Below are 23,733 nucleotides of genomic sequence, written 5' to 3'. Positions count from 1 at the left end.
GATCTACCCATGTCCAGGGTGAAGTTCAGGTAACACTGAATGGAGGCCCGAACCCACGCATGTTGAAAAATGCGGGGATGAGGGGTGGGTAGGGGTGAAATGCCAATCGAACTCGGAAATAGCTGGTTCTCCCCGAAATAGCTTTAGGGCTAGCCTCGAGGGAAGAGTATTGGAGGTAGAGCACTGATTGGGCGAGGGGTCCCCACAGGATTACCGAACTCAGTCAAACTCCGAATGCCAAATACTTATCCTCGGGAGTCAGACTGCGAGTGCTAAGATCCGTAGTCAAGAGGGAAACAGCCCAGACCGTCAGCTAAGGTCCCCAAGTATACGTTAAGTGGTAAAGGATGTAGAGTTGCCCAGACAACCAGGATGTTGGCTTAGAAGCAGCCACCATTTAAAGAGTGCGTAATAGCTCACTGGTCGAGTGACTCTGCGCCGAAAATGTACCGGGGCTAAACGTATCACCGAAGCTACGGCTTGTCCTTACGGACAGGGGTAGGGGAGCGTTCTAAGTGCAGCGAAGTCAGACCGGAAGGACTGGTGGAGCGCTTAGAAGTGAGAATGCCGGTATGAGTAGCGAAAAGAGGGGTGAGAATCCCCTCCGTCGAAAGCCTAAGGTTTCCTGAGGAAGGCTCGTCCGCTCAGGGTAAGTCGGGACCTAAGCCGAGGCCGAAAGGCGTAGGCGATGGCCAACAGGTTGAAATTCCTGTACCACCTCCTCACCGTTTGAGCAATGGGGGGACGCAGTAAGGTAGGGTCAGCGCACTGATCGATGTGCGTCTAAGCAGTTAGGCTGGTAAGTAGGCAAATCCGCTTACCGTTAAGGCTGAGCTGTGATAGCGAGGGAATTAAGTACCGAAGTTCCTGATCCTACACTGCCAAGAAAAGCCTCTAGCGAGGTGAGAGGTGCCCGTACCGCAAACCGACACAGGTAGGCGGGAAGAGAATTCTAAGACGCTCGGGAGAACTCTCGTTAAGGAACTCGGCAAAATGACCCCGTAACTTCGGGAGAAGGGGTGCTCTGTTAGGGTGTATGCCCGAGAGAGCCGCAGGGAATAGGTCCAAGCGACTGTTTAGCAAAAACACAGGTCTCTGCGAAGCCGCAAGGCGAAGTATAGGGGCTGACACCTGCCCGGTGCTGGAAGGTTAAGGGGAGTGGTTAGGCGCAAGCCGAAGCTGTGAACCGAAGCCCCAGTAAACGGCGGCCGTAACTATAACGGTCCTAAGGTAGCGAAATTCCTTGTCGGGTAAGTTCCGACCCGCACGAATGGTGTAACGACTTGGACACTGTCTCAACGAGAGACCCGGTGAAATTATATTACCTGTGAAGATGCAGGTTACCCGCGACAGGACGGAAAGACCCCATGGAGCTTTACTGTAGCTTGATATTGGATTTGGGTACAGCTTGTACAGGATAGGTAGGAGCCTTGGAAGCGTGAGCGCCAGCTTACGTGGAGGCGTCGGTGGGATACTACCCTGGCTGTATTGAAGTTCTAACCTCGAACCGTGATCCGGTTCAGGGACAGTGTCAGGTGGGCAGTTTGACTGGGGCGGTCGCCTCCTAAACAGTAACGGAGGCGCCCAAAGGTTCCCTCAGAATGGTTGGAAATCATTCGTAGAGTGCAAAGGCATAAGGGAGCTTGACTGCGAGACCTACAAGTCGAGCAGGGACGAAAGTCGGGCTTAGTGATCCGGTGGTTCCGCATGGAAGGGCCATCGCTCAACGGATAAAAGCTACCCTGGGGATAACGGGCTCACCTCCCCCAAGAGTCCACATCGACGGGGAGGTTTGGCACCTCGATGTCGGCTCATCGCATCCTGGGGCTGAAGTAGGTCCCAAGGGTTGGGCTGTTCGCCCATTAACGCGGTACGCGAGCTGGGTTCAGAACGTCGTGAGACAATTCGGTCCCTATCCGTCGTGGGCGTAGGAAATTTGAGAGGAGCTGTCCTTAGTACGAGAGGACCGGGAGGGACACACCGCTGGTGTACCAGTTGTTCCGCCAGGAGCATAGCTGGGTAGCTACGTGTGGACGGGATAAGCGCTGAAAGCATCTAAGCGTGAAGCCCCCCTCAAGATGAGATTTCCCATTACGTTAAGTAAGTAAGACCCCTTAGAGATGATGAGGTTGATAGGTCTCGGGTGGAAGCGTGGTGACACGTGGAGCTGAGAGATACTAATCGGTCGAGGGCTTATCCAAAACATAAAGCGTTGATATTCTTCTAGTACATTATCCAGTTTTGAGAGAATGACTCTCAATCATAAGCATCGAATCACTTCGAAGCTTATCACAACTTAAAAAAGGATTTTCAGAAGCAAGAAGTTCGAGGAAGTGAAATTCTGAGGAGTGGAGCGTATCGGAAAGGTAACCGACTAAGTTCGTCACGTCCTGTGACAACGTCGGCACTAGTACATCCTGTACGTCGGAGCACCGCAAGAATTGAAACTGACGAAGAAATTCGCAGCTTATCAAAAATCCTAATAGAAAATTGTTAGAAGCGAGTAGTTCGAGGCGGCAAGTTCACGAGTAGCGGAATGTACGGTTGAAGGGTACATGAGCAACGCAGGGAGCGCAGCCAACGAAGAAATGCGAAGCTTATCACAATTTTATAAGTCTAGTGGCGATAGCGAAGAGGTCACACCCGTTCCCATGCCGAACACGGAAGTTAAGCTCTTCAGCGCCGATGGTAGTTGGGGGCTTCCCCCTGTGAGAGTAGGACGTCGCTAGGCACCAGGCACAATCCATGTGGGTTGTGCTTTTTTTAAAAAAAGATAAGAAAGTATAAAATTTTGCCACATTCTAATTAGGTTAGATGTGGTATTTTTTATATATGGATAACAATATTCTACGGGATCGTTTTGTTGAAAAACATGGAGAGTGAATTCGACCAGTTGTTATGAAAGAGGTGAAAAAGTTTCGAGAATGCGGTAATCCTAAAAATGGATTCAAACTCTTTGTTTGTGAAGGTTGTCATGATGTTAGAAAAGTGCCTTATCGTTGTAAAGGAAGATTTTGTTCAACTTGTTCTGTGGGAGAAAGCGAGCAATGGAGCCGCCTATTGACCGAAGATGTATTACAAGTAAACCACCGTCATGTTATCTTTACGATTGATAAAGGGTTATGAGAGGTATTCCTTTTACACCGCCATTTGTTAAAAGACTTTATGGATGCGGCAGCAAAACTAATTCTAAATTTCTTTCAAAAGAAAGCAGAAGTAACTCCTGGATTGATAGTTGGTTTACATACATTCGGGTCTAAAGTGAATTTTAAACCGCATGTACATATGTTAGTAACCATGGGTGGAATAATGAAGAAAGGAGAATGGAAGTCTTATGACTACCTGCCGTTTACCATGTTCTACAAGTTTATCAAGTGTTTGATAAACTCATCCAGAGGCAATTCTTCACTCTGATCAGGGAGTCCATTATACGAATCCAATGTTTCAGGAGAAGGTAAAGCAATTAGGAATCCGTCAGTCTATGTCTAGAAAGGGAAACTGTTGAGACAACTCTCCAATGGAATCATTCTTTGGTCATTTTAAAGATCACGTCAATTACAAGAACTGCGAAAATCTTACGGAATTAAAGCAAGAAGTAAATGAGTTCATAGAAGAATACAATAATCATCGTTATCAGTGGGGATTAATGAAAATGACCCCGGCTCAATACCGAGGTCATTTACTAGCTGCTTAAAGTCTCTTTTATTAAACTGTCCATTTTATGGGGTACAGTTCAACCAACCGTGTCCCTAAACCGTGGACTAGTCGTAAAGGTGCTTGGCACCAACAATTTCCTCTTGAAAGGTTAAATAAGGTCAGATATAATAAAATTACAAAGAAGAAATTTAAATCCCTGTAATCAAGGGATTTTTTAATATATAAAAGGTCAAATATAGTCAAAGTCAAAAAAGGAGGAGAAATAAAATGTTATGTCAAAAATGTAAAGTCAACCAAGTGAATATCAAATTGAATGTAATGATAAATCAACAGCATAAACAAATGCATTTATGCTCTGAATGCTACAATGATTCGTACAAATCATTTGGTATGAATGCTTTTAACATGAATGATTATTTCAAAGATGTCTTTTCATCAGCACAGCAAAAATCAAATGGATATCAGAAACATCCAGTAAAAGAAATGCCTCCTCAACAAGCGCGAGGAAACGGATTTCTTGACCAAAACGGTCGTAATCTAACGGAAGAAGCAAGAGCAGGACAAATTGATGCAGTTATTGGTCGAGATCAAGAAATACAACGAGTAATAGAAATATTAAATCGACGTAACAAAAATAACCCTGTATTAATCGGTGAAGCAGGTGTTGGTAAAACAGCGATTGCTGAGGGCATTGCGCTTAAAATCGTTGAAGGTCAAGTTCCAGCTAAATTAAAAAATAAAGAAGTCTACACGTTAGATATTAGCTCTCTTGTTGCAGGCACAAGCTATCGCGGTCAGTTTGAAGAAAAAATGAAGGAATTAATTACTGAATTACAGCAAAGAGATGATGTCATCCTGTTCATTGACGAACTTCACATGATGGTTGGAGCAGGGAGCAGCTCGGAAGGTTCTATGGATGCAGGTAATATTTTAAAGCCTGCCCTTGCCCGAGGAGACCTACAAATCATTGGCGCAACAACAATCAAAGAATATCGAATGATTGAAAAAGACCCAGCACTCGAACGACGCTTCCAACCAGTAATTGTAAAAGAGCCGACTGAAGACGAAGCGTACAAAATTTTAAAAGGGATTCGTCCTGCGTATGAAAAGTATCACAATGTAAAATACTCAGACGACGTTTTAAAAGCTTGTGTAGCTTTATCTAAACGATATATTCAAGACCGCTTTTTACCCGATAAAGCGATAGACCTATTGGATGAAGCAGGTTCTAAGCTAAACCTATCACAAGGTGAAACAGATCAAGATCACTTAAAACAACGATTAAAAGAAATCAAGCAAGAAAAACAAATAGCAACACAACAGGAGCAATATGAAAAAGCAGTCCAACTTCGCGATGAAGAATTAGAAATCAAAGCGAAGTTAACTAACGAACAAGCACAAGAACCGAAAACAGAAGTGACCATAGAGCATATCCAAGAAATTATTGAAAAAAGTACAGGTATTCCAGTTAGAAAGCTACAAAAAGACGAGCAATCAAAAATGAAAGATTTACCGAAAAGACTTGCTGAGAAAGTGATCGGGCAGGAAAAAGCAATTGAGCAAGTGGCCAATGCTGCGATGAGAGCTCGTGTTGGATTAAAACCAAAACACCGCCCAACCGCTTCATTCCTTTTTGTCGGTCCAACAGGTACGGGTAAAACAGAACTTGCGAAAACACTTGCAAAAGAATTGTTTGGAGGTAAGGATGCGATGATCCGATTAGATATGAGTGAATATATGGAAAAGCATTCCGTATCAAAGTTGATCGGTTCACCTCCAGGATATGTAGGTCATGATGAAGCAGGTCAATTAACTGAACAAGTTCGTAGAAATCCGTATTCTATTGTACTACTTGATGAAATTGAAAAAGCACATCCTGATGTCATGAATGTTTTCCTTCAAATTATGGAAGACGGCCGTTTAACAGATAGTCAAGGTAGAGTCGTTAACTTCAACGAAACCGTGATAATTATGACATCAAACGCTGGAGTTACAGATAAAAAGAAACCAGCGATCGGTTTTGGTTCATCCGAATCTGTTGAAGAAACATTGACTCAACTAGAGACACTAAAAAACTATTTCAAACTAGAATTCTTAAACCGCATTGACTCTATTATCGAGTTTGCGCATCTTACAAAAGACGATCTTATTCAAATTGTCGATATTATGTTAGATGAGCTAAAAGAAACATTAAAAGAACATGGTATTTTAATGGAAATGACGACAGAAGCCAAAGCAAAAATCGCTGAATTTGGGTACCACCCCGAATTCGGGGCTAGACCTTTACGTCGCGCCATTCAAGATCACATCGAAAATAAAATTACAGCATTAATGATTGAAAATGAACAAGTTGAAGTTATTAATGTATCTGTTGAAGAAAATCAATTGAAAGTTAGATAAGAAGAAAAGAGACTGAAGTAACGGGTTCATTTATAGGGAGAAAATGTTAAATACACTCAAACCAGAGGTGCAAATCACATGATGATTTGCACCTCTAGTTTTATTAAAAAGCCGCACTTATCCTCTTTTAGTATTACAATAGTATGCTAATTATCACCCTAATAAACAAACGTCCATAAATGGAGTGGTAGGAATTAGGCCGACGATTGGCCGAGTTAGTAATTACGGGGGATCCCATTAGCTTGGAGTATGGATACGGTAGGTCCTATGACAAGAACGGTAGAAGATTGTGCTTACGAAAATGTTCGTGGCAATACACATTGGTAATATTTACTGAAATAAGGAAGGTGTAATGATGAAAAGCAAAGTAGTAACGGATTTTTTAAACATGTATAATCGAGATGAAAGTGAATTATTGACATCAAATGAGCTGGAAGCGAATGGTGTATTTTCTGGAGAAGAGGAATTCATCGAGTTTGCAGAAAATACTATAAAGAATAGTGTGCTTTAATCGTTGTTGACCTTCAAGAGGATTTCGTCAATCCCTCGCATCCGATGTGTGTACCAGAAGCGTATCGAATGATTCCTCGAGTTAAAAACGTCATAAAGGAATGAGAGAACTTGGAGTTCCTGTTATTTATACCGCTCATAACATTGCTGAAGACTGTGTTGCAGATTTTTATAAGTTATGGAAACCAATCAAAGATGGAGCAATTAAGGAAGGTTCACCAGGAGCTGATATCTACTCAGGAATCTACCCGCTGCCTACTGAAAGAGTGATTCGTACGAAACCTGCGTATTGTTCGTTTACAGGTACCGATTTAGATTATGTTTTAAGAAATTTAGGTGTAAAAACATTAATTATCGCAGGAACTCTAACAAATTTTTGCTGAGAATCAACCGCAAGAACGGTTACTTTTTAAACTATCACATCGTGTTTGGGGAAGATATTAATGCCACCAACAGTGTCCTTGCTCACGAAGCTACATTACGAACGATGAGAAGGGTTCGGAAGAGTGCTATCTGCAGAAAAGATTATTGAAGCTGGTCTGAGGAACACAAACTTCATATAAGGCTAGGATCATTGGGGGAGTTTGCTCAACAAAACAAAGCCCTTTATGCCGAAAGTGGTACAGAGTATATGAAGCAATGGATGGTAGGAAAGATTGCATTCTTACCTGGGGAGATCTGACTGAAACACTGAGTGACCTCAGTAACCTATTTAGTGATAAAATAGCTGAACAGTAAGAAGTCAGCAGACGTCATAGTACCTCATCAACTCGGGGAAGGACTGAACAATTAAGAAGAATGAGAACTCGACGTGGAATTCCTATATTGAAGCAGACAATACTAAAGGGCTTACTTGAAGGAGGAAGTGGTTATTACACGGGGCACTTCAAGAGGGTGGAGTAGGAATTGAAACAAACAGATAACCTCATTCACGTGGAAAGGAATATGAAATGTTAATGGAGCGAATACTTTCAACAAAATCTCTTAGCCATCGAGGGTTGAAAAGTATATATCAACGATATGAATATCTACGTCATACTTAGTTGAACCGCCGTATACCGATCGGTACGTACGGTGGTGTGAGAGGTTGGAGGTTACTCACCCCCTCCTACTCGATTTCTGTTAATAAAAAAGAGGAAAATAAAGAATAGAAGCAAAAAAGTGGGGGAAATTTGATATGACATCTGAAAATTAAGCATAGAAGTAAACGAAACGCCCTTTATATAGTGATTTTGTGTCTATAAGAACAAATCCACTGTACGAGAGGCGTTTTTATCATTTCGTTAAGATTTTTCGACAATTCGCTAATAACCTCTGGGAAATTGATAATAAACTACTGGACTTTATTTGTTAAATTGATGAATGGAGCAAATTAGATTATCAATTTTGGTATTTAATAACAACCCAACACCTTCTACATTTTCTACATACTACACTTTCAACACTTTCTACACCTAAAAAGGAACAGAGTATATAACCCGCATTACTATAGAGATGGATTATTGAGAAAAAAATAAATATTCTTGTTAATAAAATGTGCTAGGTTCTCCACTTCTTTTCAATTTAAAAAATGGCATGGTATTTGCATGAATTAATTTAAGAATGGAAAGGAGGGGAGCAATGGTATAGCACGGGTTTCATGTCCCACTCTAAAAACTATCGTTAGGAGGTATGGTTTTTAAAGGAAAGTATACTATTTTTTTACAAGCAAGGACCATAGTAGCCTGAGGGTTAGATCCCTAATAAAACTGGAGGGAACGTTGATGGATTTTTCTTTTACAAAAGAGCAATTAGAATTTCGAGATGAAATAAAAAGATTTTGTGAGCAAGAAGTTACAGATGAAGTAATGAATGAAATTTATGCCAGGGGCGATGAGCATTCACCGACTTTTTTTAAAAAGCTAGCTGATAAAGGCTGGCTAGCTCTCGATATTCCAAAAGAGCATGGTGGTTTAGGTAAGAAACAAATCGAGATGGGCATTTTCAGAGAAGAAACAGCGTACTACTTGGCGCCGATGATGTCAAATGAACTTAATACGATTCTTGTTCATTCGATACTTCTACTCGGTAATGATGCTCAAAAACAAAAATTTGTTAAAAGTGTTGCGGAAGGAAAGCTTTTATTCTGCATGGGGTACACAGAACCAGGATCTGGATCTGATCTAGCATCTTTAAAAACAAGAGCAGTAAAGGTTGGCGAAAACTATATTATTAATGGACAAAAAATATTCTCAACGAATGCTCATCTTGCAGATTATTGTGTTCTTGCAGCAAGAACAAACCCAGACGCACCAAATCATAAAGGGATATCACTTTTTATTGTTGATATGCGGACGCCAGGAATAGAAGTAGGGCCTTTATGGACATTAGGTGGATTCAGGATAAATACCATTTATTTTGACAACATTTTGGTTGATGAATCAATGAGACTAGGAGAAGAAAATCATGGCTGGAGAGGCCTGGCGATCGCACTAGATATCGAAAGATCAGGATTAATCTATGTTGGAAAGGCAAGACGTGTTTTAGACGAAACAGTTAACTATTTAAGAGAATATCGGCCAGAAACGTTAACAGAAGATCACTGGATTGCAAAAACGTTACAACAGTTTCTTGCCGAGGTAAAGGTAGCAAGGTTATTATCTTACCGCGTCGCCTGGATGCAGTCTGAAGGTGAAGTTCCAAATACAGAAGCATCGATGGCAAAAGTGTATTCGACAGAATTATGGAAGAAGATTAGTAGAACGGCTCTTGAAATCATTGGTGAAGGTGCACTATTAACCCACCGAAGTAAAAAGAATATTTGGAAAGGGTTGTTTGAAGAAAACTATCGAGTATCTGCAATGGGGACAATTGTAGCTGGTACGTCACAAATTCAAAAAGAAATTATTGCAAAAAGAGGTTTAAAACTAGTGAATTCTAAATAGGAAGGTTGTGAAGCAATTGGATTTTGGTTTAACAAAAGAACAGGAAATGTTTCAACAAACAATAAGAAAACTATTTACCAAAAGTGAAGTAGAAAAAAATAGTTTCTCTTCTGAAGTTTGGGAGGGACTGGCTAAAGTAGGGATTCTTGGCCTCGGTATTCCTGAGGAGAAAGGCGGTATGGGCACTTCATACGATCTCATCCATTTGACAGGGTATGAAATGGGAAGAGCTCTTTTTCAATCACCGTTCTATTCAACGATACTTATAGCAGGCTCTATTTTAGGTAGACAAACTGAGGAGAAATGGAAAAGAGAATTGCAGGAAATTATCAATGGGCAAAAGATAATCTCCTACATAAAAGCAGACAACAACATTGTAGCAGAAAGAACTGACAATCAAAACTGGGTACTTACAGGTTGTACAAATATTGTCACTTTTGCTAGTGAAGCTGAATGTTTCATTTGTGAGGCATCCAATACATTATTTTATATTACTAAGGATCAGATAGAAGACATTGTACCTTTAGAACTATCTGATCAAACACCAGCAGCGCAAGTGTCTTTCAATCATGTCATCATTAGTGATGATGCGAGATTATCACTAGTAGATGAGGCGAACGGAATCATTGCTGAGCTAGAAAACGTTGGCAGGATGTTTGTTTCTTCCTATATGAATGGTGCGATGCAAGAGGCTTTGAATATTACCTTTAATTATATGAAAGGTCGGGAACAGTTTGGGAAACCGATCAGTAATTTTCAGGCACTATATCATTGGGCTGCTGAATTACAAACAGCTTCTGAAGGAGCTGAGTTGTTAACAAGACAGGTTGCTTGGCAACTTCAATATCAAAAAAGCGCCGACATTGATTCGCGGCTCGCTTTGCAAAATGCAGCTAGGGTCTATCACGCTTGTGCAACAGCAAGTGTACAAATGGCTGGAGGATACGGCTTTATGATGGAGTATGACATGCAGCATTTTTATCGTAATGCAGCAACGTTAAAAGGCATCTATGATTACTTAAACAAAAAAGATCAAGTCAATATATTGATAGATAATAGACCCGTACTACAGGAAAGTTTTTAAAGAAAAGTCAGATGGGTTCTCCTAACATTTAATTTCAATTTTTAAGTTGTAAATAATAAATGGAGGTGAAGAAATGAAGCAAGTATTAAAATCCGTTATTATTATAATCTTACTGATGGCGTTCTTTTTGGTAGGCGGCTGTAGTAGTGAAGCGACGACTGAAGAAAACATCAGTAAAGGTAAGGAAACTGTTGAGGAGAAGATAGAAGACCAGGTCGAAGAAATTCGCCTACGAGCATCGTCAGGGCTTACCGAATTACATTTTTTTAATCGCGGTTTCGTTCGACCACTATTTGAACGACTCGAAGAGGAAACAGATGGAGCTCTAAGCTTTGAGGTGTTTACTGCGGGAGAACTAATTCCACTCGGAACCGAATTTGATGCGCTTCGCCACGGTACGATCGATATAAGTCTTACGTTAACAGCGATTTATGATCCACAAAGATTTCCGTATACAGAGGTTGTCATGTTACCCTTACATGAGTCAGATGCACATATTATCGCTACTGCAATGCAAAATTTGATGAAGAGTGACCGAGAGATTATTGATGGAAAAACATATTACCAAGTAGAATTTGGAGATAAGGACTTAGTTGTTTTTACTCTTCCACCAACAGAGCCATATCTAATTTCAACTACTGGACATAGGTTTGAAAGTCTGGAGCAATTTTCGGAAGTGATTAGAATGCGTACAGCTTCAAGAGTTCACGAAATTTTATCTTCAAATTTAAACCTTTCTTCTCTTTCAATGCCGATCACAGATGCCTATGACGCTCTTAGTCGTAATGCATTAGATGGAATTTTTTACAATGTTCCTGATTGGGAAGCAACTGGTTTGGATGACTTAATTAATTATACGATTGAAGGAGTAAACTTAGGTCATTTTGTTAACCAGATTGCTATGACACAAGCGACATGGGATAAACTTCCAGGTAAAATACAAGAAAAATTTGAACAAGCCGCCAATGAACTCATTTTTGATGGGGCTTTACTTACGATGGGAGAAGCGGAATCTGGTAAAGAAAATAATATAGAAAAAGGAGGAGAATTTGTTCATCTACATGATTTAGATCCTGCTACGAGGGACCATATTAACCAGGCGATGGTTAAGACATGGTACGATTGGATCGAGAATTTAGAAAGTCAACAGCTTGCTGGAAGGGAGATGGCTATCCTTTGGAGAGATATGTTAGTTGAAGCTGGGGCTGTTTTACCTAAAGAAATTATGGAGATTGAGTAATCTTAGGAAAAATTAATACAATGACATGCTTAGACTTATATTTAGTATTGAATTGTATTATTATTATTATTATGGAAGATATGTTGATTTTTAGATGAAGGCTAACAACTTTATATAGATTTTATAACACGAGGTCTGACTATTGCTTGAATGTCAGCCTCTTAATTTTTTCCCTAGCTCCATTAATTTTTAAGAATCAGAATATTCGGAATTGATAATTTCAAGACTAGTAATATATAATTAAACCATAAATAAACTTCAAATAATATCTCTCCTTACTAGGGAGGGGTAATTGGAATTTGTATAGTATTTAAATACAACATGGAACTGAACAGCAATAAATTTTAAATTAAATTTTTTTGCTAGTGTTCTTGTTCCTTTTGTATATTCTTAAGCCGTTTTTTTCTGTGACTTTGTATGTACATTTTTTAAGTTAGATATTTTTTCTGTATTCCCTATCTCTTTCTCTATCTTAAGTCACAGTGCTTCAGGTTGAACACGAAGCCTTCGTTTAGGATGAGACCTTTTGAATATAATGAAGGAGAAATAGAAATTGCGCCACCATACACTTGCAAATTTCAAAAAAAATCAGGGGGGGTTATAGGATGCTAAATAAACCAGTAATAAAGGTTTTTGATGAATTTTATCAAACTGAAAAAAATACTGTTCAAAGTTGGGAGCGCTTTCATACGGAAGGACAAATACCTGATTTCATTCGCCCTATAATTGCTTCTTCTTGGGAACGGTGTAAACAAACTGGTGTCAACCCGTATACCAAAAAACCTCTTATCGTTTATCAAGATGAATTTTTACAAGAGAAAAGGGAAAAAAATCGCATATTGCTAGATGCTGTTTTGCCTCTATTCCAAGAATTACACCATGATTTAGCATGGTTTATTACTGACCAAGAGGGGGTTATTTTAGAGAGAAAAACTGGTCGATCAAATCTATTGAAAAAAGTTAGTGACCTTAACTTTGTGCCAGGAGCAGATATAAGTGAACAAGCAAGTGGAACCAATGCAACGGGTATAGCCCTAATAGAAAAAATGCCGGTACAGATTTTTGCTGGTGAACATTTTTTTCAATCATTTCATCCTTATGTTGCATCGGCAATTCCAATTCATGATCCAGTAAGTAAGCAAATACTTGGTGTGTTACATATGGGAGCTGAAAAAAATATAGTTCCAGCCCATGACACTTTTTTACTTCTACAACAAGTTAAAAAGATTGAGCAATTGATTGGAACCGAAGTAGTAAATCAGAATATGTTTTCTTTAGAAAAAACGTTTAATATGATTAATGAGCCTTTCATTTTATTTGATATGAAAGGTACAATTGTTCGTTGTAATGATGCAGCGAAATATTTTTTTCATATTCATTCAGGTGATTCCTTACCTATGATGCTTAACAGCCCTTTTATCATTCAGCAGTGGGAAGGATTGTTATCAAGCGGAATACAAGATGTTTGTCAAATTAAAGGAGATGAATGGAAATTTCGAATCCAGCCCTATAAAAGAGGTTCCGAGATTGTTGGTGGAATGATCTTATTTCAAAAGAAGAGTTTATCATTACCAACAAGTTCAGAAAAGCGCAACCAGACGAGATATCAATTTTCTGATATTATGACTCAAGATGAGTCGATGCTAAAGATAATTAAATTGACGAAAAAAGCGGCTTTTAGTAATAAATCTGTTTTGATTACTGGAGAAACTGGAACTGGAAAAGAGATACTAGCACAGTCAATCCACTCTTACGGTTCTAGGCAGCAAGGTCCTTTTATCGAGGTGAATTGTGGTGCGATACCTAGGGATTTGGTAGCCAGTGAGCTATTTGGTTACGAAGGTGGGGCTTTTACAGGAGCGAAATCGAAAGGGAAGAAAGGAAAGTTTTTGTTGGCTGACAAAGGGACTATATTTCTAGATGAGATCGGGGATCTTCCTTTAGATGTTCAAGTTTATCTTTTGCGAATTTTAGAAGAGCGAACAGTCATCCCTGTAGGCGGTTCTCAACCGATCCCCATTAATGTGAGAGTGGTTGCAGCCACTCATAAAAATTTAGAGGTGGAAGTGCAAAAAGGAAATTTTCGGGCCGACTTGTATCACCGACTTAATATCATTTCCTTTGCAGTTCCCTCACTACGGGAAAGAAGTAGTGATATCCCTCTCCTAGTTCATTATTTTTTGAATAAATCCCGAGAAGGTAATAGGACCCCAGTTATGGATAATGGTGTTATGGAAGCTTTGTGTGCCTTTGACTGGCCGGGGAATATTCGTCAATTAAAAAATGCCATTGAGAAAATGTTGTTTAATGCTGACGAACAACATATTCAGCTGAAGGACCTCCCAAGCGAAATTCAATCAGCCATATCACTTTATCCAGTGCAGGAAGAAAAGGTGAGTACAACTGAAAGTGGTTTAGAAGAGAGTATTTACAAAAGAAATATAAATAAGACTATTTTAATTCAAGCATTAAAACAAGCAAATGGAAATATTACGCAAGCGGGTCGTATCCTAAATGTATCTAGATGGACCATTTATAACAAAATGAAGAAATATGAATTACGAAATTAGTATAACAAGTATTTGAGAGCTTTTGATCAGTTAGAAGCATCCTGTTTCAAGGAAAAACGTGTTCAGTTTTCAAGAAGTATAAATTAAATAATACACAAAAAAGAGGTGCCAATCACATGATGATTAGTACTTCTTTTTATTTGATATAGCAGCGTTTATCCTGGTTCAACACTACAATTGGCAAGCTAATTATCATCCTTATTAACAAACGTGCGTAAATTTATGTTCTGCTTGTTCACAGTCATGTTGAACAAAGTGGTAGCGGATTCCAGAGCTGTTATTTGTGTCAAAAACAGTAATTTATAAGGTCTAATGGACTCAGAAGCCTCTTATTGCATAAAATAACAGTCTATTGCGCAAGAATTTTTACAAATAACGTCCTCTCAGTCCGATAACAGCGATAAAAATGATAGATTTTAAATAAGGTCCTTTGAGTCCACAAAAAAAGGTGATTTAGCTTGATTTCCAATCCATGATGATTCTACTAAACATACGAGAGCGTAAGCATTTGAGAGATATACCTATCGATCTGAGCGAGTTAAATAAACGTTCAGATTATATTTTGAGCGTTTTGTGTGCGATTTATGCTGTTCATTTCTTGTTGAAATTTATGCTAATTAGTTTATTGTTTGCTATTTTATTAGTATTTTTCTATTCCTAAACTGAACCTGCTATCCATGGAATAGTTTTTTTTATTCCTTGTTTCGTAATTACCCCAATGTAATTATTTTGAGACGTTATAAGAGTGTAATACCTTCCTACACTCTCTACATATTGATACTTTCAACACTTTCAACACTTTCTACACTATTTTATTACATTAATAAGGAACTAATAAACTAATCCCCTCAAAATAGATGGATTATCACCAGTGTTTTTAATACTTTGAGGATAAGATAAAAATTTTTTTACTCCTTTGTACATTTTTAAAGATGGCATGTTCTTTGCATATATAAGAATAAGAACGAAAAGAGAGGTGATTTTATGCTGATGTTACTGATGTAATTCATCATATTTATCATGGATAAGTTAAAAAACTATTCATTATCAGAATTAATTATTTTATAGGAAAAGTAAACTATTGTTAAAAAAAAGGAGGTATTTAATTTGACAGTTAACAATTTGCCAGAGGAAAGAGTGAAAACAGTGGGAGAGCAGGTCTGTAAATATGATGTTGTTATCGTAGGTGCTGGGTTTGGTGGTTTGTACGCCCTCCATCATTTACGGAATGACTGTGGGTTTTCCGTAAAGGCCTACGATGTGGCTGGCGGTGTCGGCGGTACATGGTATTCGAACCGTTATCCTGGAGCGAGAGTTGATATTGAAAGTGTAGAGTACTCCTACTCGTTTTCCTACGAACTTCAGCAAGAGTGGGAATGGACTGAACGGTATCCATCCCAAAAAGAGGTGTTAAAATATCTCAATCACATTGCGGACAGATTCGACTTACGTCGGGATATTCAGTTAAATACGAGAGTCACTTCAACTATCTTTGATGAAGAAACGAACCAATGGTTAGTTGAAACTGATAACGGTGAACAAGTCAGGGCTAAGTTTGTTATTATGGCAACAGGTTTCGTATCAGCTCCAAACAAACCGAATTTTAAAGGAATAGAAACCTTTAAAGGAAAACAATATCACACTGCTAAGTGGCCTCATGAAGGTGTCGATTTTACAGGGCAGAGGGTTGCGGTTATTGGTACAGGTTCCTCCGCAATTCAGTCAATTCCTTTCATTGCAAATGAAGCTGCTCAACTGACTGTATTTCAACGAACTCCAGCCTATATCGTTCCGTTACGGAATTGCCCGCTGTCTCCAGAATACCTGAAATCAGTGAAGGCTAACTATGGTAAATGGCGACGTATTGAGCGTACTGCCTTCGGAGGCTATGTTGCACAAAATTTCGAACCACGGCTACCTAATAGCAAGCTTGCATTGGAAGTAACACTCGAGGAGCGGTTAGCTGATTATGAAAACCGTTATAATTCTGGAGGATTATGTTATTATAATACATTTCCTGATGTATTTACTAATAGAGAGGCTAATGATACCTTAGCTGAGTTCATCCGAGCTAAGATGGGTGAAAGAATATCTAATCGAAATATCGCCGAAAAGTTAATCCCAAAGAATTATCCTATTCTTATGAAGCGACTTGTTGCTGATAACAATTATTTAGAGACGTTTAATCAAGATAACGTTAGCTTAATAGACGTCAAGGAATCTCCGATTGAAAGGATCACGCCTGATGGAATAATGGTGGAAGGGAAAGAGTATGAGTTTGACACCATTGTATTTGCAACAGGCTTTGATGCAGTGACGGGTGCTATGACTAGGATTGATATTAGAGGTAGAGATAACCAATCTCTCCAGGAATACTGGGAAAATGGTCCACGCAATTACTTAGGATTTATGATCTCAGGTTTTCCTAATCTCTTTATGCTTGATGGGCCAGGAAGTCCTGGTGCGTTCTATCAGCCTGTACTACTCAATGAGTATCAAGCAAAATGGGTGGGGAGTTGCCTTGAGTTTATGAGCGTCAAAGGTATTACCTCGATCGAACCAAATATTAAGGCAGAAAATGAATGGGTAACTCACAGCACCGAGGTAGCCGATCAGACTCTTTTACCTCAAGCTGATAGTTGGTATATGGGAGCGAACATCGAAGGTAAAGCAAGGGTTAGTCTGATGTATATCGGTGGTTTTCCAAACTATAAAAGACAATGTGATGCCTCTGCAGTAAACGAATATAAGGGATTTTTGTTGTCCAATACAACTGAAAATATGATCCAAGCAAGTAAGTGAACAGCATAGCATTAGAAACACTATTACACGAGGTGCTTCTGTATGGATGGGGCGCCATTCGTCGGCAGATCTTAGAAATATTTAGGTTTGTTTAAATGATAATTGTCATGATAATAGGAGGGTTAGGAATGGAGTTTGTTAGGTTGGAATTGGTGGAAAATCATATAGGCGTGGTGACGGTAAATCGTCCGCCTGTCAATGCTATTAATGCGCAGGCCTATCAGGAAATCGCTGATATTTTTTATGCTATTAATGAACGAGATGATATCCGCGTAGTTGTCTTTCGGGCTGAAGGGGAAAAAGCGTTTATTGCAGGAAATGATTTGAATGAATTTTTAACTATGAAACCCGAAAATGCAACTGAAAGAATGCGGAAGGTACGTGATAGCTTTTGGTCTTTGTATGATTGCAAAGTCCCAGTAATTGGCGCGATTAATGGTCATGCTCCTGGAACAGGACTTGCCTATGCTGCCGTTTGTGACATATTGGTCGCTTCAGAGAATGCTACATTTAGTTTACCAGAAATTAATGTAGGAGTGATGGGTGGGGCAAAACACCTCTCTCGACTCGTCCCACAGATGGTTGTTCGTTACATGCATTATACTGGAGAGCAGATGACTGCTAGAGAAATGAAAGAGTACGGAGCTGTTTTTGAAGTGGTTCCAGCAAACAAACTGATTGACACGGCACTTGAAGTCGCTAGAAAAATAGCCAAAAAGAGTCCGGTTGCAATAAAAATGGCCAAAAAGAGTTTGAACACCATTGAGTATATGGACTTAAAAAAAGGCTACAAGTTTGAACAGAGTCTGTCGGGTGAACTTTCTGGTTATGAAGATTCAAAAGAAGCTGTTCAAGCTTTCTTTGAAAAACGAGATCCCGTATTTAAAGGAAAATAAATACTAGTGTAGAGGTGAAGGAGGAATGTGAATGAGTCTACCGCTGCCATCGTCTTTTGAGCTTCGGACCATTCCACAATATTTGAGGTCTTACGCCGAACAATTTCCAAATAAGACGGCTGTAGTAGCTTGGAGTGGAAATAAAAAAGTAAGTTTAAGTTATAAAGAGCTTAACCTGCTTACTGATCGTCTAGCTAATTGGTATCAGGAGCTAGAAATCAATAAAGGGGAACGGATTGCTATTTTGTTAGATAACGAGCAAGGGATAGAGTGTATCCTCACCTTCTATGCTGTTCACAAAATCGGGGGAGTTAATGTTCCAGTAAACGTAAGATATTCTGAGCATGAACTAAAATACATTTTGGACCATTGTGAAGCATCAACTGTCATTACATCAGCAAATAATTTTCAGAAAATAAAGAATATTTCTTACGATTGTGAGAAGCTTCGACGCATTATTGTTACGGATGAATCATCAATAGAGGCATCGAAATCCAATAGTCATATTCAGATATATTCTTTTTCGAAGCTGCTGGAAACTGAAAATTGTTCACCTCCTTCAGTCATACTAGAAGAGGATGATATTGCCGATATTCTTTATACTTCTGGAACAACTGCTCGTCCAAAAGGGACTATACATACCCATGGAAGTGCTGTTATGACGGGGTATTCAGTTGGTGGAGCGTTGGATCTATGTGAGACAGATGTTTATCAAAGTGCCTTTCCTTTTTATACGAGCTCAGGCTGTCACTTCAATTTACTCTCCGTACTAGTTAATGGAGCAACAATTATTCTTGACCGTAAGTTCGATGTAGAAGAAACGTTAAGGAACATGGAAACTGAAAGAACAAGCGTTTATGTAGGAGTTCCTGCTGTTTATACCTATATGCTGGAATCAGGTAAGATTCCCGAATATCAATTATCCTCGCTACGGCTACTCGATTATGGTGGAGCGCCGATGCCTAAACAGGTGATTTTAGATCTGTATAAGGCCTTTCCTGGCATCGAATTGAGACAAACTTACGGTTTGACAGAAGCTGGACCGACAGGAACCTATTTACCTGGTAAATATGCATTGGATAAATTAGGATCTGTTGGAAAAGAGGGAATGCCGTTTGTAGAAGTCAAAATTGTTGATGAAAAAAAACAGGTGGTAGGACCCAATGTGATTGGCGAGATTTGCTACCGTTCTCCAGCGAATATGAAGGGATATTTAAAGAATGATCAAGCGACAAAAGAAACGCTTCAAGGTGATTGGGTGTACAGTGGAGACTTAGTTTATCGTGATGAAGACGGATTTATTTTTCATGTTGATAGAAAAAAAGATTTAGTTATCCGAGGTGGATTCAACATTTCTAGCTTGGAAGTGGAAAACTGCCTGTATCAGCATCCAGCTGTTTTAGAAGCTGCAGTGGTAGCTAAACCGCACAAAAATTTAGGCGAGGATATTAAAGCTTTTGTTGTATTTTCCGAAGGGAAATCCACTACAATCGAGGAGATTATATTATTCTGTCAAGAGAGATTAGCAGATTATAAGGTCCCTAAGGACATTGAAGTCATCGATGCTTTGCCAAGGAACCCAATGGGGAAGGTATTAAAAAAAGAGTTAAGAAAACACTTTTTAGAGATTTAATATTAAGAATTATCGATTAGGAGGGATTATTAATGCCTACTGGATTACGAGTTACTGCGGTGGATTGTGGCCCTTTAAATATTGACAAGGGTATCCTTATGACTGGTGCAAGCGGGAAAATAGATGTAGCGTCGAGTGTTTATATTATAGAACATCCAAGGAAAGGATTAATTCTGTTTGATACGGGGATTAATTATAATGTTGCTGATCCAGAAGCAGCAGAAAGATATTGGGGCCCTGGGTTGCGAGACGCATTTGGTTGTAATATGACCCGAGACGATGCAATCGACCGCCAACTAGTGAAGTTAGGCTATAAAACAGAAGATGTAAAATACGTTATATTATCACATTTACACCTAGATCATGCAGGAGGGATGTGTCACTTTCCTAATGCTACCTTTGTTGTGCAAAAGAATGAACTTCGTCATGCGTGGTGGCCGGATCCATGGACTAGCCTAGTATATTGTTTAAATGATTATAAGGATACAAGAGGATATAACTTTTTACAAATTAATGGAGATATCGATTTATTTCAAGACGGGTTAATTCAACTCATTACTACTCCAGGACATACACCTGGACACCAATCGATGATAATGAGATTAGAAAATAGAGGTTTTGTATGTTTGGGTGCAGATACCGCCCATCATAAGGACTCTTATCAGCATAACGTCCCGATGCCCTATGATTGGAATGTAGAAAGTCTAAGTGATTCGCGAATGAAGGTTCGGATGCTCGAAAATTCAGGTATACCAATTTATCTTTCACATGATCCAAAGGATTTTGCAGAATTCCCTAAAAACGGTGAATGGGCTGATTAATGAAAGAAAAGGTCCTGCTTTTTCCTTCTAATATTGAATGCTAGGGAAAAGTTCTAAGAGTTTAAAATTATTAAGCGAAAATAGATTGCCCATTGAGAAATTTGCTAAGGAAATGAAAGTCAAAATGAATTAGGGTGAAGCTAAACTATTTTAAAATTTTTTATAAGAAACTTTATGAAATCTAAATTAGGAGGAGATTATATGCCATATTTAAATGTACAAATTCTTAAAGGAGCATCAACAGAACAAAAGGAAGAGGTTATTAACGGTGTTACGAAAGTAATACAGGAAGTGTTTGGAAGCAAGCCAGCGTCGACCTTTGTAGTAATTCAAGAAGTTGACAGTGAGGATTGGGGAGTGGGAGGAAGAACTATAAAAAACATTAAATTGAATTCAAAATAGCTAGCATATAACAATTTCATGTTTTTTCTTATAAATAATTTTTATTTATAAGAAAATGTAAAGTCATTTTACCAATAAAGATGTTAGAACGAAGAAGGAAGAAATATTAGTATTAAAAAATATTAAAAACTTAATTAGGAGGAAATTATATGCCATATTTAAATGTACAAATTCTTAAAGGAGCATCAACAGCACAAAAGGAAGAGGTTATTAACGGTGTTACGAAAGTAATACAGGAAGTGCTTGGAAGCAAGCCAGAATCGACCTTTGTAGTGGTTCAAGAAGTTGACAATGAGGATTGGGGAGTGGGCGGAAAAACCATAAAAAACATTAGATTGAATTCAAAATAGCAACCACCATATAAGGGTCTCATGTTTTTCCGAATAAATGATTCTGAAATATAAGCATGATGATAAATTATTTATCGATAAAGATGGTAGAATGAAGAAGGAAAAAACATTAGTTTCAAAATTAAATTATTTAAAAACACGCAAATAAGAAGAGTAGAGCTTACTCTTCTTATTTGCGTGTTGAAAAAACTTTTTGTATTTAAAAAACAGACATAGAATCTGCTATTTTCAAGAAAAAATTCACTAGGGCACTATTGAGGACTTTGTATTGTTAGACTCACTATTGAATTAAACCCGTGTCCATAATTTTAACTTTTATTCGAGGTTGAACGTCTACATTAGCGATCGAATCTGGCCAATTTACCTTTTCCCAATTTTCAACGGTCATTTTGTTACGAATATGTTTTCCGATTCCTAGATTATCCATTTTCTCTTCTTTCATGATAGAAATGATTGAATTTGCTTTTTGTTCTAAATAAGTTGCAATCTCTTTTTCTAAGTCAATGATTTCATTGACCTTCGATAAATCTCTATGTCCTACATACTCAGTAATATATCCTTGAACATCCACATTAAGAGTAACTTTAATTTTATCAGTGGAGTCTACGTTTACATTTATACGATTTTTACTTGATAAAAAACTGAAAAGTAATTTTTCACGATCGAGTTTTATGCTGAGATCACCCATTTGAAATTCACCAAGTATTAAAAATAAAATTTGTGACTGGAAAATGTTTATGGTTGCTTTAAACTGGTCCTTTTTAAATAAGGCCACTCCTTCACTAATCATTCCTTCTTTTCCAATGGTAATAATAGGGGCAATAGGGTCTATTCCATTATCTAAATAATTTTTTGAGAAACGGTGCATATCCACCTCAGGAATTGAATTTAACATTGCTTCTTTTTCTAATAAAGAAGTAATTGCATCATCTAATTGAGGATAGTATGGGTACCTTTTTGTTAATAAGTCATTGGCATTACCTTTTACAATAGTAATTTTAGTTCTAGGTCTAATGTTAGGGTCCCTATTTAAAGAGTCAATAATTTCCCAAATACCTTTTCTAGCTAGTTCTTCTCCAATTAATATACTTCGAAGTTGTCCTGAAACTAGTTTTTTATCTGTTTGTCTTGATAGTAATATACGAGCTTCTTTACTTGATTCAGCAATAGAGGTTATGGTTTGTCGTTGTATTTGTTCACCTTTGGTAAGTGGGAAGGAGATAGTTACCAGAAGTTCTTCATCACCTCCCGTAGATTTAACTTGATCGTATCCCACCGTTTTTATCAAACCTAATTCTTCTACAATATTGTCATGACATCCTGTGAAAAGTAGTAACATAAAGGAAAAAAATAATAATTCTTTATACATCAGTTTTCCTCCTTTTCACGCTTAAATATAATATAAGAATAGCTGGTAATATTATTGAAATAACAGTTTGAACATACACCATTTTTGATAAGAGAACATCAATATCATACTTTGTATTAAGCGGATAAATGCAAATAAAACCAATTACACATAAGAGGATGGGGATATAAAAGGGTCTACTTAACTGAAAGCTCCGCTTCAATATTTCTATTGAAACATAAAGATAAACAGTAGCTGTCACAATGATCTTCATTAAAAAAAACATAAAATAGAGTCCATCCAACCGCTCGATAAATGGGAGTTGAATATATCTGAAAAAATCAATAAAGGGATATGATTGATATTTTAATTGTTCAAAACTTGTAAAACCGTAGTTAAAAATTGTAACTATGAGATAGACAAATGTCGAAAAAAGCTGTCCTAAATATATATATTTCATCGTCTTAGAAGATTTCTGAACATGATGCAAAAAGAAAATAATCATTTCAAATCCTAAAAAGGCCGAGTAGATTTCTATACTTCCTCGTAAAAAATCACCTTGCGATTGAAAGATAAAGGTGGTGAACTGAATAAGCTCCAACTCAGGGATAACCAAAAAAATTAGCAGAATCATCCAAGTTGATGATAGAAAAAATAGGAATGTCGTTATTCTAAAAATACTATCAATTGTACTTGTAACGAAAAAATAAATAAGGATTACCATAATGAACATCAACCAATGAATACTGGTTAAAGGATAATAGAGTGATTTGACAATAAACACATATTTTTTTGCAATGGTAAAAGCAAAAACTGTCCAAAATAAACTTAGGAGTATGTACAGAATTTTATACATACTTATTGGAAGCATCTTCTCAATAATGGTATAGATCGATTGATCATTACTCCACTGATAAATAAAGTCGAACAATACAAGCAGAAATATAACAACCATTGAGATAATAGGTATTGCTAACCAGCCATTCGTACCAAACGTCTCTGCAATAATACGTGGTAGTGAAAATATGATGACACCACTCTGAGTCATATACATTAGGAAAAAAAGATAACTGGGATGTACTCTTTCTGACATATC

At 38.1% G+C, this 23,733-nt stretch carries 15 protein-coding genes, 2 rRNA genes and 2 pseudogenes (1 of these 19 cut by a window edge); 17 read left to right on the top strand and 2 right to left on the bottom strand.

What is annotated here, in order from left to right; genetic code table 11:
- The 17 genes and pseudogenes from BK574_RS16890 to BK574_RS16815 form a co-directional block, all read left to right on the top strand.
- A 23S ribosomal RNA gene (locus tag BK574_RS16890) occupies window positions 1-2,201 on the top strand (it extends 730 nt beyond the left edge of the window).
- A gap of 414 nt (window positions 2,202-2,615) precedes the next feature.
- Window positions 2,616-2,731 (top strand): 5S ribosomal RNA (rrf, locus tag BK574_RS16885).
- Window positions 2,732-2,883: 152 nt separating this feature from the next.
- A pseudogene (locus BK574_RS29275) lies at window positions 2,884-3,366 on the top strand (IS91 family transposase); the annotation flags it as partial.
- Window positions 3,367-3,403: 37 nt separating this feature from the next.
- Window positions 3,404-3,694: pseudogene (locus tag BK574_RS28490) on the top strand (IS3 family transposase); the annotation flags it as partial.
- 230 nt (window positions 3,695-3,924) lie between these two features.
- On the top strand, window positions 3,925-6,057 hold the full coding sequence (locus BK574_RS16870; protein ID WP_078429407.1) for an ATP-dependent Clp protease ATP-binding subunit: 2,133 nt from the start codon (window positions 3,925-3,927) through the stop codon (window positions 6,055-6,057).
- Between the two features lie 355 nt (window positions 6,058-6,412).
- Window positions 6,413-6,568, top strand: coding sequence for a hypothetical protein (locus tag BK574_RS27620; RefSeq protein ID WP_218970589.1), 156 nt, complete (start codon window positions 6,413-6,415; stop codon window positions 6,566-6,568).
- 100 nt (window positions 6,569-6,668) lie between these two features.
- A complete protein-coding gene (locus BK574_RS28120) occupies window positions 6,669-6,950 on the top strand; it encodes a cysteine hydrolase family protein (protein ID WP_218970588.1) in 282 nt (93 codons plus the stop codon).
- 1,380 nt (window positions 6,951-8,330) lie between these two features.
- Window positions 8,331-9,491 carry an acyl-CoA dehydrogenase family protein gene (locus BK574_RS16860; RefSeq protein WP_078429406.1) on the top strand — a complete coding sequence of 387 codons (1,161 nt, stop codon included), beginning with the start codon at window positions 8,331-8,333 and terminating at the stop codon, window positions 9,489-9,491.
- Between the two features lie 7 nt (window positions 9,492-9,498).
- Window positions 9,499-10,575 (top strand): acyl-CoA dehydrogenase family protein, encoded by a 1,077-nt coding sequence (locus tag BK574_RS16855; protein ID WP_142247986.1) that lies wholly within the window; start codon window positions 9,499-9,501, stop codon window positions 10,573-10,575.
- Between the two features lie 73 nt (window positions 10,576-10,648).
- A complete protein-coding gene (locus tag BK574_RS16850) occupies window positions 10,649-11,815 on the top strand; it encodes a type 2 periplasmic-binding domain-containing protein (protein WP_078429404.1) in 1,167 nt (388 codons plus the stop codon).
- A gap of 605 nt (window positions 11,816-12,420) precedes the next feature.
- The gene (locus BK574_RS16845) at window positions 12,421-14,385 is read left to right on the top strand and encodes a sigma-54-dependent Fis family transcriptional regulator (protein WP_078429403.1); all 1,965 of its coding nucleotides are present in this window, start codon (window positions 12,421-12,423) and stop codon (window positions 14,383-14,385) included.
- 1,107 nt (window positions 14,386-15,492) lie between these two features.
- The gene (locus BK574_RS16840) at window positions 15,493-17,187 is read left to right on the top strand and encodes a flavin-containing monooxygenase (RefSeq protein WP_238458041.1); all 1,695 of its coding nucleotides are present in this window, start codon (window positions 15,493-15,495) and stop codon (window positions 17,185-17,187) included.
- Window positions 17,188-17,315: 128 nt separating this feature from the next.
- A complete protein-coding gene (locus BK574_RS16835; protein WP_078429402.1) occupies window positions 17,316-18,083 on the top strand; it encodes an enoyl-CoA hydratase-related protein in 768 nt (255 codons plus the stop codon).
- Between the two features lie 31 nt (window positions 18,084-18,114).
- Complete coding sequence (locus tag BK574_RS16830; protein ID WP_078429401.1) at window positions 18,115-19,716, top strand: class I adenylate-forming enzyme family protein; 1,602 nt, start codon at window positions 18,115-18,117, stop codon at window positions 19,714-19,716.
- Between the two features lie 32 nt (window positions 19,717-19,748).
- Window positions 19,749-20,537: an N-acyl homoserine lactonase family protein gene (locus BK574_RS16825; protein ID WP_078429400.1), complete on the top strand. Its 789-nt coding sequence runs from the start codon at window positions 19,749-19,751 to the stop codon at window positions 20,535-20,537.
- A 201-nt stretch (window positions 20,538-20,738) separates the two neighbouring features.
- A complete protein-coding gene (locus BK574_RS16820) occupies window positions 20,739-20,939 on the top strand; it encodes a tautomerase family protein (RefSeq protein WP_078429399.1) in 201 nt (66 codons plus the stop codon).
- 149 nt (window positions 20,940-21,088) lie between these two features.
- Window positions 21,089-21,289, top strand: coding sequence for a tautomerase family protein (locus tag BK574_RS16815; protein WP_078429398.1), 201 nt, complete (start codon window positions 21,089-21,091; stop codon window positions 21,287-21,289).
- A 280-nt stretch (window positions 21,290-21,569) separates the two neighbouring features.
- Here BK574_RS16815 and BK574_RS16810 read toward each other — a convergent pair whose 3' ends face one another.
- Both BK574_RS16810 and BK574_RS16805 read right to left on the bottom strand, forming a co-directional pair.
- The gene (locus BK574_RS16810) at window positions 21,570-22,658 is read right to left on the bottom strand and encodes a Ger(x)C family spore germination protein (protein WP_078429397.1); all 1,089 of its coding nucleotides are present in this window, start codon (window positions 22,656-22,658) and stop codon (window positions 21,570-21,572) included.
- Window positions 22,651-23,730 (bottom strand): GerAB/ArcD/ProY family transporter, encoded by a 1,080-nt coding sequence (locus tag BK574_RS16805; protein ID WP_078429396.1) that lies wholly within the window; start codon window positions 23,728-23,730, stop codon window positions 22,651-22,653. Before BK574_RS16805 ends, BK574_RS16810 begins: the two co-directional genes overlap by 8 nt.
- Between the last annotated feature and the right edge of the window lie 3 nt (window positions 23,731-23,733).

The sequence above is a fragment of the Alkalihalobacterium alkalinitrilicum genome, from assembly GCF_002019605.1.
Taxonomy (GTDB): Bacteria; Bacillota; Bacilli; order Bacillales; family Bacillaceae_F; genus Alkalihalobacterium; species Alkalihalobacterium alkalinitrilicum.
The sequence above is the reverse complement of the archived record's forward strand: the minus strand, read 5'-3'. Positions and strand labels throughout refer to the sequence as shown.